The following is a 15,018-nucleotide window of genomic DNA, read 5'->3' as shown; positions in this document are numbered from 1 at the left end:
GGAGGGTGAAGCAAAATGAGAAAAATTGCGATGACATTAATTACCGGTATGCTTGCTTTAAGTCTGTCTGCCTGCGGAAGCGCAGGTAATTCCGCTGGTCAGCCAAGTGCTGGCGGTAATGGAGAGCAGGGATCTTCCGCATCGGGTACAAGAACCTACTTTATGAATCCGAAATCTATCGGTCCTGCTTACTGGGCAGCAGCGGAAAAAGGGGCGAACCAGGCAGCAAGCGATCTGAAGGTGCAAGTCGTGTTCAATGCTCCGACAGAGGCGGATTCCTCCAAGCAAATCAATATGATTCAGGATATGTTAACCCGTAAAGTCGATGGTATCGGCGTGTCCCCTAATGATGCGAAAGCAGTTGGACCTGTATTCAAGAAGGCGGCGGGGCAAAATGTGAAGATCATCACCTGGGACAGCGATGCGCCGGAGACCGATCGCCAATATTATGTAGCTCCGGCAACGGATCAGGAGGTTGGTGAAAAGCTGGCCAAAACGATCGGCGATGAAATTGGCGGTAAAGGCAAGATTGCTTTCATGGTAGCCGGTCTTGGCTCCCAAAATCAGATTGCAAAATCGGACGCGGCCAAGCTCTATTTGGCAGCTAACTACCCGGATATTGAAGTTGTAACAACGGTAGCAAGTGACGATGATCAGCAGAAGGCTTTTGCCAATGCGCAAAACTTGATTAAAACCTATCCCGATTTGAAAGGCATTATCGGATATGCAGGCGGCGAATCTCCTGCAGCAGCGGAAGTTGTCGAGCAGGCCGTGAAGGCAGGTACGCTGAAGGCGGGTCAAATTGCCATTACCGGTATTGCCGTTCCGAGTGTAGTCAAAAACTACATTAAAAACGGCACGATCAAAACGGATATTATTTGGGACCCGGGCAAGCTGGCTTATACTACCGTTTATGCGCTTGATCAACTGGCTCAAGGCAAGGAAATCAAGGACGGGATGGACGTTCCGACTGTAGGGGCAGTGAAGGTGAGCGACAAGAACATCTTTATCGGTATGCTTGAAGTAACGAAGGACAATGTGGACAGCTTCGGCTTCTAAAACTCTAACAGAATTGGAGGTTGAAGACGGATATGCAGCATAAGATCAGTGTAGAGCCATTGACACCGGAAGCATTCCGCCCATTTGGCAAGGTGATCGATCTTCCTGAGGGTGCACCTTCAAAAGCAGGCGATGGATGGGATTGCTGGAGCTATGTGCAGATGATGGATGTGCATGAGCCGATCGGTATGGGGCTGGTCGTGACCAAAAGCCGGGAGCCGGTAGTTGCTTCCATGGAGCGCCATGTAAGCCGGGAGGAGCTGCTGCTGGCATTCGATCAGGAGATTATTCAGCCAGTTGCAGAGTGCGCGGATATTGATGATCCTCACGAATGCCCGGATGCGCGAACGGTCAGATGCTTCGTGATTAAGCCCGGCCAAGCCATCGTCATCGGCCGGGGCGTCTGGCACAGCCCGGCTTATCCGGTTCATGGGGACGCACGTTATATGTTTGCCATTGAGAAGAAGAAGGATAAATTCGGCGATGAAATGATTCATCCATGGGTTGATTTCAAGGATGGCGACACGATCATGTTCGGGGATGGATTGCCCATTCCCGGACCTAAATAAGGTTCGCAAATTCAGGAGGACTGGCAGCTATGAAGCAAGAAGAGCAAATTATGCAATGGATTGATGGACATCGTGAAGACATTATCGATTTTTTGCAGCAATTGATCCGGGTTCCCAGTGTAAATCCATGGTTTTTTGATGAGCCGGCTCCATCCAAGGAGAAAGACATCCAGGAGTTGATTGCCGGGAAGCTGTCCCAATTGGGGGCGGAAATTGAGATGTGGGAGCCGGTAGCTGAAGAGCTGAAGCAATATGAAGGCATGGGCGGTTATTATCCGGGCAGGGACTTTATAGGCAGACCGAATCTGGCAGGTACCTTCGGCAAGGGAACGGCAGGCAAATCCCTCCTGCTGTTTGGACATATTGACGTTGTGAAGGCCGGTTCCAAATGGACCGTTGATCCGTTTGGCGCAGAGGTGGTTGACGGCAAGCTCTTCGGACGCGGCGCAGTGGACATGAAGGGCGGGGTTGCTGCCATGATTATGGCGGTAGAGGCCATCCTCCGCAGTGGTGCCCGGCTCAAAGGGCCGGTTATTGTCGGAACGGTTGTCGATGAAGAGACAGGCGGGATGGGCGCGCTGGATTTTATCCATCATGGCTATCGTGCGGACGGCTGTATTCTGACCGAGCCGACCTCGCTTACCATCGCTCCTTTGTGCAGAGGAATTTTGTGGGGCAGAATCAAAGTTCAGGGCCGTAGCGGACATATTGAGATGCCGCAGGCAGACTGGAGGGACGGCGGGGCTGTAGATGCCATTAAGAAAGCAAGGCTGCTGCTGGATGCCTTCGATGATCTGAATAAAGACTGGGCGGCGCGCAAGACCCATCCGTATCTCTCGATTCCGTGCCAGGTGCATGTGGCGCAGCTGAACGCAGGCGAATACCCGACCTCATTTGCCAATCAGGCGGAAATCGTATTTAACGCGCAGTATTTGCCCTCGGAGCGGGACGATAAATTCGTTGGCGGCAATGTGAAAAAAGAGCTGGAGGATTTTATTTACAACGCTGCAAAAGTTGACCCCTGGCTTCAGGAGAATCTGCCGGAAATCGAGTGGCTTGTCGATGCCGACTGTGCAGAAACAGATGTTGCGGGTCCATTTGTACAGACTTGTGTGCAGTCGCTGAAGTCCGTTGGTCTTGCGGGGAAAATTGAAGGCCTGGGCTTTCATACCGATATGGCCTGGCCGGTAAATGTCGGCATTCCTACGATTAATTTTGGCCCTGGCGATCCGAGCCTCGCGCATCACAGCGATGAATTTATACCTGTTGATGAGTTGATCACTGCTGTAAAAGTAATTGCGAAGACGATCATCGACTGGTGCGGGACAGAAGAGGCCTGAAGGTCGGACTTGAAGATAAGAACTGTGCGAAGTTAAACAAGGGCTACCCATAAGCCACACGAAACAGCGGAGGTGCCATATTTAATGAAAGTATTATTCATTGGCGAATCATGGATCGTTCATATGATTCATACGAAAGGGTATGACAGCTTTACATCAACCAAATACGAGGAGGGTGCGACATATCTTCTGTCCTGCTTGCGTGAGGAGGGCGTTGACGTGACCTATATGCCTTCCCATGAAGTACAGGTACGCTTCCCGAGAAGTTTGGAGGAGCTGCAGGCATTTGATGCGATTGTGTTAAGTGATGTAGGTGCCAACACCTTTTTGCTGCAAAACCCGACTTTCTATCAGATGGAAATCATCCCGAACGCATTGGATTCAATGAGACAATTCGTAGCAGCAGGCGGCGGCCTGTTGATGGTGGGCGGTTATTTGACCTTTATGGGGATTGAAGGGAAAGCGAATTACAAAAATACGGTGTTGGCCGAGGTACTGCCGATTGAGATGATGAATGGCGAGGATCGTGTGGAAAAGCCGGAGGGTTTCTCGCCGGTCGTAACAAGATCCCATTCGCTGACCGATCCCTTTGGTGAGTGGCCGAAACTGCTCGGTTACAATAAACTGGTGACGAAACCTGATGCGGAGGAATTGCTCAGCCATGAGGGTGATCCGATTCTTGTGCTTGGCCAGTACGGGGAAGGCAAGACAGCAGCCTTCGCCAGTGACTGTGCACCGCATTGGGGCTCGCTGGAATTCGTGAACTGGGAGCATTACTCTGCCTTCTGGGGCAATCTGGTCAAAACTTTAAAATAGATTTCGGTTGCAAATCAGACTTTAATTGAACCTAAGGTGATGTGCACTGTATCATATTAGGAGTCAGTAGAAGATGTATGATATAGAAATCATAGAAGGATAATAATCAGCCGTGCAGAGTATAACGGTTCATCTGCATGGCTGATTACTTTAGACAAATTAATTCTTAGTGTATCTTGAAGCGGCTATTACAAATGGACAAAGCGAAAGGCTGGCAAGTGTGAGAAACTTCGTCCTAAGCAGAGACGATGTATCAGGCGCATTTTTCTATAATTTCGCCGCTTATACGGAATCTTCAAAAACACGAAAGAGCTTCATAAGCAGAAGGTCCGTGTCCTTGAAAAAACGGTAGTAAGGATTATGAAGAGTTGGGTTTGTGCTTGCGTACGGTTAGGAAATACAAGGCACATACACCGCATGATTTTCTAAATTCTTTGGGCCTATCTTATTGACAGATGTATAAAAATAATCTAGAAATAATTTAACAGTAATCTATAGTATTCTTAGTGAGAGAAGTAGTCTTCGACTTGAGTGTCTACATAACTTATTACTGGGAGCTAGAAATGAACATTTGATTTTCTTTGGAGGGAAAATTATGAATTGCCGACTTGAATTCTATAATCCGAAATGGGAAATAAAAGTGAGAGAATTTAAGCTTGATGAGACTCAAAAGAAATTCGTTGCATTACCAGACTCAGTTCTTGATACTTCCCTAGAAGACCAAAAACGTCATCCCGTGATTATTCTACTAAATCAAGAACCTGTAGGTTTCTTTGTTTTACATGAAAGTGAGGAAATTCAATCTTTAACAAATAGTTCGAATGTAATATTACTCAGAGCATTTTCTATAGACAGGAAATATCAAGGAAAAGGATTTTCGAAACTTGCACTGCATATTTTGCCTGAATTTGTCCAAACATATTTTCCGCATATAAATGAAATAGTGTTAGCTGTTCATGAAGAAAATGAAGTTGCAAAAAGGCTATATGAAAAATCAGGATTTAAATTCAATAATATTACCAAAATAGGAAAAAACGGAGTTGAAAGGATTTTACACTTAATACTCACAATTTCGGAACGTTGAAAAAGCTGTGACACACACTTAAAAAGGCTTTCTTGTTCCGTCATTTGTTGGTCTCTATAAAGGTTATGGTTTAGCCGCATATAGAGAAATTTCAATTGGTTAAAATTCATGGCTTACTCTATAACCAAAACCCGGTTGAAAACCCAATCCCCATAAAGAATTCCCTGAGGAATGTCTAGGTTTAGTCACATACGAAAGTCGGAGGGCTATATAAAAGAGCAGGATGCCTTATTGACAGGGGCTGCTTAGGCTGCCCTCGGTTAAGAGCACCCAATTAGCTATTGCATTCCAGGGGGAGGAACGGCAGAATTTACGGGGAAATTCAAACAAATATCTATATTTACAGAATCATTCCAATTTTTAATTAATCAAGCATTTTTGGATTGAAATCCTTGTAAAGATTTGATAATATAAGGTTGAGATTGGATGAAATTAGTCGAATTTCAAAAAAATATATGAGGTAATATATGTATCTACTTTCAATATCATCCTCGGTGACCACTCCTGGTGCTACAATTTCTCCATGTGTTAGAAAGAATAGTTGGGTAATACTTTATCCGGAATCTGAAATCACATTAAAGAATGGCAACATGAGAAGGAGAGTGAAAAGTAGTCACATATACATCTCAAATAACTGCACAATTATAAATGAAGCTAAGAACTGTGTGAAAATTAATATTGCTTTTTTTTGTTCTAGTCATGTGAAAAGTTATCATTCTGATTTTTTTGAAGCGCTTCCATTTGATTTAACAAATTCATTAGTAAATAGTTTTCAGGCGACCTTAAATAATGCCGATTTAAAGTCTATTAAACTACTAAACGATTTATTTGACGATTATATTCATATGAAATATCAATATAAAGTAAAACCTGTTAAGAAGAAGATAGACTCAAGATTAATCCGAGTTCACAGGATTATAAGAACAAGGTACTCTGAGCAACTCTCTTTAACTTACATAGCAGAGCAGATTCAATGCAACCCGGTTTACTTGAGCAATACTTACTCGAAAGTGTTTAAGATATCACCTATGAAACACCTGCAAAATATTAGAATTGGAAATGCACGAATATTACTTGAGACAACAGATTTTTCAATCTTAAAAATTACAGCTTTAGTTGGATATATTTCAACGTCTCAATTTTCAACATATTTTAAGAAACATGTCGGAATTTCGCCTACTGAGTATAGAAGACTCTCTAAAAAAACGAGAGAAAGGGGGGGATTGGTTGTTAGTCAATATTTCTAGAGAAGAATTAGTAATAGGAATAGTTTCATTAGTGGAAGAAGTTTTGGAAACTAAGCTTATTGCAGATCTCAATGCTGATTTAACTCTTTTTGGCCTGGACTCAATTAAGACAATTAAACTAGTCGTTAAAATTGAAGAGCATTATCAGATAGAATTCTTAGATGAGGAACTTCTAATAGAGTATTTCTCATCAGTAAACAAAATCCTTGAATTATTATCGTACAAGTAGCTTAGAAAAACAACAAAACAGTTCGAGGTGATCATTATTGTTATACAACAACTATTTGGAATTAATAGGTAATACACCGGTGGTGAAATTAAATACATTTCGTAATATTCCATCTGAACTATTTATTAAGTTAGAAGGGAATAATCCAGTAGGCAGCATGAAGGATCGTGTTGCAAAACATATTGTCGAATCTGCTGAGAGAAATTATTTATTAAAAAAGGGAGGGACTATAATAGAGTCTTCTTCTGGAAATCTCGCAATTGGGTTAGCGATGGTTTCAAGAGTAAAGGGATACAACATGATTTGTGTCGTTGATCCTAAAATAAGTCCCATAAACTTAAGTATATTGAGGGCATACAATGCTCAAATAATTATGGTAACAGATTGTGATGAATCTGGTAATTATTTAGAAACAAGAATAAATACCGTGAAAAAAGTTTTAAAGGATAATCCTGAATACTATTGGCCGAATCAATATAACAATCCTTGGAACCCTGAAACACACAAAAAAACAGCTAGGGAGATTTATAACGACTTCAATGGTGAATTAGAATGGTTGGTCTTGCCGATCGGAACAGCTGGATTAGCGACTGGCTGTGCAGAAGAAATAAAAAAATTGATACCTTCAATAAAAATTATGGTTGTTGATGCAATTGGTTCTGTCATATTTGATAGACCACCTGGAAAAAGACATTTGACAGGTATAGGTGCTTCGATAGTACCTCCAAATGTAAGAAGAGAACTATATGACGAAATAATGCATGTCAGTGACAAGGATGCCTTTTATATGAACAGATTTCTTGCTTCTAAAGAAGGCATATTAGTCGGTGGTTCTTCTGGGGCAGCTATCTATGCAGCGTTGAAATTGGCTATTGAAATGAATGTGAAAGGTAGAATTTTATCGGTCTTACCTGATAGAGGGGATAGATATGTAGACACGATATATTCTGATAGTTGGTTGTTAGAAAGAGGTATCGATATGAAGAAGATAGCTTCTAATTTTGATCTAGTCTTCTCATAATTAAATAACATTTTATGGAGAGTAATTTTCGAATGATAAATGAAAAAAAAATTACTTTTATTTATAACACTGCTATAGATAAATATAGAAAGACAGTATTTGATAGAGAAAACCACGAAGAAAGTTCAAATCCTATCTATACGAAAGAAGGTAAATGGCAGTGGGGTGATACATGGTCAGGTGGCTTCCTTATTGGTAGTTTATTACTATTATATGAATATGACGGTAGTTCGTTTTGGAAGAATAAGGCCTTAGAGTGTTGTAAAGGGCTAAATAAGTATATTTTGGATGATTCATTTCAAGATATTGGTTATATTATCTATTTTTCTTATGCAATTGGGTATGATATCACCAAAATCAGTCATTTGAAAGAGAATGCTCTAAAAACGGCTGAAAGTTTGTTTAATTCTCTTATGCCGGGTGGCTATCTTAAATGCTCGTGGATGTCTGATGGTGAAAAAATACAAAGCGTTGATGGATTAATGAACAACTTAATATGGATTTGGGCTTATAAGCAAACTAAAGATAAAAAATACATAAAAGCATTTCAAAAAAATATTACTATTTCAATTAACAATTTAATCAAATCTGATGGTGGAACCTATGAATATGTACAGGCTGATCCATTATCTGGAGATTTAATCAAGCCAATTTATAAAAACTCCGAAAGCATAGACTCTGTCTGGACACGTGGCCATACTTGGGCAATATATGGTCTCATTAAAGCTGAAATATGCTTGAGTTCCCAGGGGTACAAGCAATACTTAGAGGAGATAGATAAATTAAGTGAGTTTTTTATTGAAAATTGCCAAAATTATTTACCATCATGGGATCTAGTGGCATCGAAAAAGAAACATCTTTTAGATACCTCAGCCGCAGCAATTGCAGCTTCAGCATTTTTAGAGTATGGACATCACTTATCTATTAATAATGATTTGATTAATGGAGGAAAGTACTGGGGCTATGGGGAGAGAATACTTATCCAATTATGTAATAATTTCATTTCCTATGATCACTTACATCAAGGATTGCTGTTAGATGTTAGTACGCCCTTTAAATACATAAATGCCCCTAATGAGTCCGCAATCTGGGGAGATTATTTTCTATTAGAAGCATTATCAGTATATCGGAGGTATAGTCAACAATGAATTTCATTATAGGTACAGCTGAATCAAGTGATATGAAAATTATATACGATGATACTAATGTTGCTAACATTAAGATCATTAATTTAGTTCCGGAAATACCTGATAATTTAGTTAATGACAAAATTAAGTATTACTTAATTAAATACGGTCTCAGCAATCTCTCGTTGATTATTTATTACTACGGTGCAAATGAGTGGGTAATTGAAAGCAGAATCGAAGCTTTAAGTAATAGCTTCCACTGAAAGGAAAGAGTCGCCATGTCTTTAATTGAAAATAAAGTATTCCTGTACGTTCCTGCGTACAAGCCTAACTTTATTGAAAATGCTATACGCATAAATGACAAATTAAACATTATTTTATGTCTAGAGGATGGTACTCCCGATGCTAATAAATTAGAAGCGAGGTACCTCGTTAAACATGCTGCTAATGAATATTTTAAAAAAACGGGTAAAAAAATAATAGTAAGGATAAATGCGATTGAAAGTGATATATGGAAAGAAGATATTAAAGTAACTATTGATTCTAAAAAAGTAAGTAGAATTAGAGTTCCAAAGGTAAGTAAGCCCGAAGATATAATTCTTATCGAGAGATATATAGAATCTTTAAATTGCAACTTGCAGTATGAAATTATGATAGAAAGTAAAATTGCATTAGATAATATTGAAGAAATTTCAAAATCAAGTAAATGTATATACGCTTTTACCTTTGGAGCATCAGATTATGAATTGAGTATTCGTAATGGTTCTATTGATATACGGTCGGATTTATTAAATGCGAGAGAGAAATTAGGAGGATTTTGTAGGGAAAATAATTTTGAATGTTTTGATTCAACCTTTATGAATTATAAAGAGACTGAATTGTTCAAAATTGATTGTGAGTTTTCACAAAAGGTTGGATTTACGGGAAGATCAGTAATTCATCCACTACAAATTGATATTGCAAATAAAATATACTCTGTTGGGAGAATATAATATCATGTTTAAAGAAGTTACTATAAGTGATATTAGAGTTGGCAAGGAAGATATAGGAAGTTTCTCGACTTTCATGAAAAAACATATAAATATTCTTAATATTTTTTACAGTCCGACTGAACTAGGAACCATTACATTTCGGTTTTTAGAAAGTGAAGATCCTAATGATATTGAAAAAAAAATAATTGAATGTTATCAAAAATGGTCTACTAGAGAAAAAACTTCAAGAGAAGATACATATACAACCTTATCCACGTGCTGTACCCCTAAAAATCATAAAAACATTGCCGATGAATTAATTGAAAAAAAATGGATATCATTTCTTAGAGAACATGATATCTCATTATCCTCGCATATTATAAAATTAATGGAGTTTTTTGACGAATCATTCAAGATGTTTTTTTATGAAGTTTTACAAAAGAACGAAATGAGCGTTGTTGAAAAACAATATACAACAATAATTCCAACGTACTATTTAGAAAAGTTGAATTATTTTTCGAATGATCCAACAGGGTTGATGATTGCTACCCATTTAAATAATGACTATTCTATTGTTGAAGATTTCAAAAACAGCATAGCTATTGAAGGTCTATCGCAAGACATTAGACCATTTATAGATAAGAAAATTACGTATACACTTCAATCGGCACCTTGTTTGAAGGTGTATTTTGAACATGAAAATAAAGAAATTAATAATAATACAGTATTTACTGTAAAAGGACTTTGTTACAGAAACGAAAGGAAAAATCTTCATTTCTTAGAGCGTCTAATTAATTTTAATATGAGAGAGTTTGTGTTTATTGGTGATAAAAAATTTATTACAGAAATGAGTGTTAAATCAGTTGAATGGTCGATCGAGTGGCTTAAGTTAATGGGGATTAGTGCAAGTAGTGTAGTTGCCGATGATCCATTTTTCATTGCAAAAAATCAAGTAGATAAATTTGATATGCCAGAAGTTATTAAACAAGAAATTAGAGCGGAAATTCCGCATAAATCCGATACAATTTCAATAGCTTCATTTGACAATCATGGAGATTATTTCACTAAAACATTTAATATAACTATGAATAACAACAAAGAATCCTGGACGGGGTGCATTGGACTTGGACTTGAAAGATGTGTATGGAGCTTCTTGCAACAGTACGGTACTGATCCAGCCGATTGGCCCAAAAACATTGTTGGATACAAATAGGATAGCTATATCTATATCAGAGAAGATGACCTTCTCTTTGTTAGCAGAAGCAATAGTATGGCCAAAGCCAGGACTAGTAAGCGCCATTAGTAATGGTATACATACTGATATGAATATCTTTACATTCACAAAAAGTAGTATAGCATTAAATAGATTTTTTTATAAATCTGTTTTAGAAGGCCTAAAGTGGGAAGGGAAAAAGTATGATAATTCAGATCTCTTTATTAAATTGCGTCATATTGGTTTAGAAGCGGAAGAGGTTATGTTTCAAACAACAAATGGAATAAATACACATAAAGGATCAATTTTCCTGAATATTATATTATGTGGGGCTGCTGGACTCAATTACTCGATAAATGGAGATTTTAATCCTATAAATATCTGTTCACTTGCAAAGGAGATTTCAATAAAGCATTTAAAAGATGATTTCAATAAATTAAAAGGAACGGAAAGTACCGGGATGAAAGCATATTCTAAATATGGAATACGTGGGGTTAGAGGTGAAGTACAAGATGGATTTCCACACATTTTACAATGTGGCTTACCAGTGTTAAAAGAATGTCTTATGGATGGTATAGATTTGAGGATATCGCTTACTCACACACTTATCACTCTAATATCTAAAATAAATGATACAACCATTTTAAATCGAAAATTCAACTGTTGGAGAATAAAATATGCACAACTTTGGGCAAAGAAGGTACTAGACTCGGGAAGTGTTTTTAGTTTGTCAGGGAAAATTATGCTGGATGAAATGGAAGCTGCATTTAATAAGTATAGTATTAATCCAGGAGGTTCAGCAGATTTACTTTCTTCCACATTAGCTTTGTACTTGTGGGATGGAGGGAATATTGATTATTAATAAAATACGAGAGGAAATTGAAGCTTCGAGAATTCAATTGCTTCATAGTTTAAATTTTGAGCAAACATTGATTCAAGTTACTTTATGCATTCCAACAAGAGCAAGGATCAAGGAGTCAATCCAAGATGTTATCTTTTTTGATGCAATATCTAAGCTAACTGGCCATCTGACTGAGTTTAATCCAGCCACATTTAATAATAGTAAACTTAATAAATGCCATTATATTCGAGTAAATGCTACTCCAGAGAAAATTAAAAGTTTAACTTTAAGTTTGGAAAAAAGCAGTTTGTGGGCTACACTTTGGGACATTGATGTATTTGATAATAAAGGAAACAAGATATCGCGTAAAATGTTGGGAGAACAGCCAAGAAAATGTTTGTGCTGTAGTGAACCAGCTAAATTATGTGCTGCATTGTCTTCACATACTGGAATTGAGCTGGAGAATGCGGTTATGAAATTAATAATAAAACAGTAATTAATTTAGGGGTGAAATTCTTATGGGAATTATCGATTGTGACGTGCATCCAATGCCCACGGGGATTGACGAAATTAGAAAATATATGTCTTGGCCATGGAGCAAGCTTTATAAAGGGGGCAGTTATAAATATTTTAGCCAGCCAATTCAAGAAAATAGAATTGATGCAAAACAGGCGAGAGGTGGACCAGTCGCATCAGATCCAGAATATGTAGTGAGTAACCACCTCGATATTTATGATATAGATTACAGTATACTATTGCCACGTGCTTTTGTAAGTTCCTATCCCAATTATGATCTGGGCAATGAGATCGCAAAAGCACATAATGATTGGTTGATGGACAAATGGTTAGAGAAACATAATAATCATGGAAGGTTTAAGGGGTCAATTTTAGTAAACCCTCAAGATCCAATTGCTGCAGTTGAAGAAATTAAGAGATGTGTTAATCACCCTCACATGGTGCAAGTTGTTGTAGATTCTGGTGCCAGGGCTGCATTTGGGAAAAAGCAATATCATCCCATTTATGAAGCATGTCAAGAATATGGAATCCCATTTGCGATCCATCCTGGAACAGATGGAGTGGGGGTTAATGACTCAAACAGTTTAGGATATCCTTCACATTTTATAGAGTATCATACTCTATTATCCACAGCTTTTCAATCTCATCTAGTTAGCTTTATTACAGAAGGAGTATTTGATAAATTTCCTGCACTAAAGGTTGTTTTAGTAGAGGGAGGGGTTTCATGGATACCGCCTCTACTTTGGAGATTAGATGCAGAATATAAAGCACTTCGGGAAGAGGTGCCTTGGATGAAGAAAAGACCACATGAATATTTAAGGTCAAATATTCGCGTTACAACGCAACCTCTTGAAGTTCCAGATAAAAGAGAATATATGTGGTCAATGCTAGAAGCTATGGATGCCCAACACATTCTTATGTTCTCTAGTGATTACGCTCATTGGGACTTTGATTCACCTGACTATATAAGAAGATCAATACCTTCTCATCTTCATAATTCAGTATTCTACAATAACGCCAAAGAATTATATAGCCTATAGGAGGATTTGAGTTGAGTTCTCATTTTATTTGTAAAACAAGCCAACTTGTTCATGGAATGCGACGACTAGTGAGTATAGAAGGTATAAGTATTGGAGTTTTCAATGTCAATGGTGAATTTAAAGCTGTTAAAAATCTTTGTCCACATCAAGGTGCTCCTTTATGTAGAGGTAATATTGGTGGTATGACGGTCTATGAAAATGGAAGCTTTAGCTTAGAGGAAGATGGGAAAATCCTGAGATGCCCTTGGCATGGATGGGAATTTAATTTAGCAACCGGACGGTCAGTATTTGCTCCAAATAAATGTAGAGTCAAAACATATCCAGTTACTGTTCAAAAAGAAGAAGAAATTGAGCCGGTAATAACTTTTGACGTCACTGTAGAATCAGGGAATATCTATGTTCATTTATGAAAAAGGAGGAGTGTATTTTGTGGAATTCATCAGTTGATAAAATCCTTCAAGTTTACAATCATGCTAAGGAGCATACTGACTTTTATAAGAATCATTTTTCACAAAATGAGGAGATACTGACCAATGATGATTTCGAAAAAATACCTTTATTGACGAAGAAAGATATAAGAGACAATTACACAAGACTACTTACAGAAGGAGTTACAGAAGAAAACTGTATACCATATTGGACATCTGGTTCAACAGGAATACCTGTTAAATATTTAAGATCAAAAGAAGAATTTTTTTTCAATACGATGTCTTTATGTAGGGAAAGAAAGAGAATTTCAGAAAAAGCATTCAAAGGTCCGATTTGTCATTTTGATAAAATAAAGGAACCGCTTAAGTTTATATACAATGGTCATGAGAAAAAAGAGTTAATACTATCTCTTTATGAGAATAATGATGAACGGTATAAACTGTTTGTATCTGCAATTAATGAATTCAAACCAACCATTTTACAAGGTTATGCTTCTTCGCTTTTTGAATTTGCAAAATATATCAATATCAATAAAATAAACATGACAAAAATTCAACTAGTTGAAAATCGTTCGGAGCATTTAACAGATGGTCAGAGAAGCGAAATCGCCGAAGCGTTTGGTGGAACTGTAACGAATATGTATGGATTAGCAGAATTATTCCCAATAGCTTATGAATGCAAATATAAAAAAATGCATATATGTTCGGATAATGTATTTTTAGAAGTTTTATCTGAAAGTAATGAGAGTGATTTCGGAGAGATTGTTGTTACTAGTCTAAATTGCAAAACACTACCTTTAATAAGATATAGAACCGGAGATATAGGGAAAATAGATAAGCAAGAATGTACATGTGGACGACTTGAACCAGTTCTAACTTTAGCTCAAGGTAGATTAAGTGACTATATAATCACACCAAATGGAAGAATGAATCCTGTTTTACTTCGTAGATTATTTAGATATTTATATGAAGATGAGAATTCACCTATTATCCAATTACAGTTCATACAAGTCACTATTTATGATTTTATTGTGAAAGCAATTTCTAAAGGCGGTGCCACAACGGAAACAGAAAATAAAATAAGGGAACTCGTGTTATCAAGCTTCCCATATACTGTTTCTGTAACAGTAGAATGGGTAGAAACACTTGAATTCCATCCTATTACCAGAAAAGTAAGTTCATTTATTTCATTAATAGACGGAGGGGTCAAAGGATGAACATTTTCGAGACGGTTACAAAAGTTGTTTTAGACATGAAAGGAAATTATCTAGACAAAAATGAGATCACTTTTGATTCTCATATTATTAATGACATTGGCCTTGACTCTATTAGGCTAGTGGAATTAATAACTCTTTTAGAACAAGAATTGGATATTACTATTCCTGATGAAGATATGGTTGGTGAAAACTTTACAACAATAGGGAGAGTGTGTGCTCTGATTAGTAGTAGAATTTAATTGCTTATTTGACCGAACATATAAAAACTTTTCTGTAACGCAGCTACAAAAGGTTAATAAA

At 37.7% G+C, this 15,018-nt stretch carries 18 protein-coding genes; all 18 read left to right on the top strand.

The annotated features are described in order from the left end of the window. Window positions 1-15 precede the first annotated feature (15 nt). Window positions 16-1,059 carry an autoinducer 2 ABC transporter substrate-binding protein gene (locus H583_RS0114410; protein WP_028561056.1) on the top strand — a complete coding sequence of 348 codons (1,044 nt, stop codon included), beginning with the start codon at window positions 16-18 and terminating at the stop codon, window positions 1,057-1,059. A 32-nt stretch (window positions 1,060-1,091) separates the two neighbouring features. After that, on the top strand, window positions 1,092-1,628 hold the full coding sequence (locus H583_RS0114405; RefSeq protein ID WP_028561055.1) for an ureidoglycolate lyase: 537 nt from the start codon (window positions 1,092-1,094) through the stop codon (window positions 1,626-1,628). Window positions 1,629-1,657: 29 nt separating this feature from the next. Continuing rightward, entirely contained in the window at window positions 1,658-2,968 is a 1,311-nt protein-coding gene (locus tag H583_RS0114400; RefSeq protein WP_028561054.1) for an ArgE/DapE family deacylase, read from the top strand. Window positions 2,969-3,052: 84 nt separating this feature from the next. After that, complete coding sequence (locus H583_RS0114395) at window positions 3,053-3,784, top strand: glutamine amidotransferase (RefSeq protein ID WP_028561053.1); 732 nt, start codon at window positions 3,053-3,055, stop codon at window positions 3,782-3,784. A gap of 595 nt (window positions 3,785-4,379) precedes the next feature. Then, the gene (locus tag H583_RS0114390) at window positions 4,380-4,868 is read left to right on the top strand and encodes a GNAT family N-acetyltransferase (protein ID WP_028561052.1); all 489 of its coding nucleotides are present in this window, start codon (window positions 4,380-4,382) and stop codon (window positions 4,866-4,868) included. Window positions 4,869-5,533: 665 nt separating this feature from the next. After that, window positions 5,534-6,115, top strand: a complete 582-nt coding sequence (locus H583_RS35365; protein WP_161631201.1) for a helix-turn-helix domain-containing protein — start codon at window positions 5,534-5,536, stop codon at window positions 6,113-6,115. Next, window positions 6,096-6,344, top strand: a complete 249-nt coding sequence (locus H583_RS33030; RefSeq protein ID WP_036709746.1) for a phosphopantetheine-binding protein — start codon at window positions 6,096-6,098, stop codon at window positions 6,342-6,344. The genes H583_RS35365 and H583_RS33030 overlap by 20 nt, the downstream gene beginning before the upstream one ends. Window positions 6,345-6,381: 37 nt before the next feature. Continuing rightward, window positions 6,382-7,365 carry a 2,3-diaminopropionate biosynthesis protein SbnA gene (sbnA, locus tag H583_RS0114375; RefSeq protein ID WP_028561050.1) on the top strand — a complete coding sequence of 328 codons (984 nt, stop codon included), beginning with the start codon at window positions 6,382-6,384 and terminating at the stop codon, window positions 7,363-7,365. Between the two features lie 32 nt (window positions 7,366-7,397). After that, window positions 7,398-8,513 (top strand): glycoside hydrolase family 88 protein, encoded by a 1,116-nt coding sequence (locus H583_RS0114370; protein WP_028561049.1) that lies wholly within the window; start codon window positions 7,398-7,400, stop codon window positions 8,511-8,513. Then, window positions 8,510-8,755, top strand: a complete 246-nt coding sequence (locus H583_RS0114365; protein WP_028561048.1) for a hypothetical protein — start codon at window positions 8,510-8,512, stop codon at window positions 8,753-8,755. The genes H583_RS0114370 and H583_RS0114365 overlap by 4 nt, the downstream gene beginning before the upstream one ends. A 15-nt stretch (window positions 8,756-8,770) precedes the next feature. Then, window positions 8,771-9,484, top strand: a complete 714-nt coding sequence (locus H583_RS0114360; RefSeq protein WP_028561047.1) for an HpcH/HpaI aldolase/citrate lyase family protein — start codon at window positions 8,771-8,773, stop codon at window positions 9,482-9,484. A 4-nt stretch (window positions 9,485-9,488) separates the two neighbouring features. Further along, window positions 9,489-10,676, top strand: coding sequence for an aminoacyl--tRNA ligase-related protein (locus H583_RS35360; protein WP_051236485.1), 1,188 nt, complete (start codon window positions 9,489-9,491; stop codon window positions 10,674-10,676). Next, entirely contained in the window at window positions 10,588-11,538 is a 951-nt protein-coding gene (locus H583_RS0114350) for a triphosphoribosyl-dephospho-CoA synthase (protein ID WP_154665897.1), read from the top strand. Before H583_RS35360 ends, H583_RS0114350 begins: the two co-directional genes overlap by 89 nt. Further along, complete coding sequence (locus H583_RS35355; protein WP_028561045.1) at window positions 11,528-12,013, top strand: citrate lyase holo-[acyl-carrier protein] synthase; 486 nt, start codon at window positions 11,528-11,530, stop codon at window positions 12,011-12,013. The genes H583_RS0114350 and H583_RS35355 overlap by 11 nt, the downstream gene beginning before the upstream one ends. A gap of 22 nt (window positions 12,014-12,035) precedes the next feature. Beyond that, on the top strand, window positions 12,036-13,073 hold the full coding sequence (locus H583_RS33015) for an amidohydrolase family protein (RefSeq protein WP_036709743.1): 1,038 nt from the start codon (window positions 12,036-12,038) through the stop codon (window positions 13,071-13,073). Window positions 13,074-13,084: 11 nt separating this feature from the next. Further along, window positions 13,085-13,483 (top strand): Rieske (2Fe-2S) protein, encoded by a 399-nt coding sequence (locus H583_RS0114335; RefSeq protein WP_028561044.1) that lies wholly within the window; start codon window positions 13,085-13,087, stop codon window positions 13,481-13,483. Window positions 13,484-13,500: 17 nt separating this feature from the next. Next, window positions 13,501-14,718, top strand: coding sequence for a phenylacetate--CoA ligase family protein (locus H583_RS0114330; protein ID WP_028561043.1), 1,218 nt, complete (start codon window positions 13,501-13,503; stop codon window positions 14,716-14,718). After that, the gene (locus H583_RS0114325; protein ID WP_028561042.1) at window positions 14,715-14,957 is read left to right on the top strand and encodes an acyl carrier protein; all 243 of its coding nucleotides are present in this window, start codon (window positions 14,715-14,717) and stop codon (window positions 14,955-14,957) included. Before H583_RS0114330 ends, H583_RS0114325 begins: the two co-directional genes overlap by 4 nt. The last annotated feature ends 61 nt before the right edge of the window (window positions 14,958-15,018 follow it).

This window comes from Paenibacillus pinihumi DSM 23905 = JCM 16419 (assembly GCF_000422505.1).
In the GTDB taxonomy this organism is placed as follows: domain Bacteria; phylum Bacillota; class Bacilli; order Paenibacillales; family Paenibacillaceae; genus Paenibacillus_D; species Paenibacillus_D pinihumi.
The sequence above is the reverse complement of the archived record's forward strand: the minus strand, read 5'-3'. Positions and strand labels throughout refer to the sequence as shown.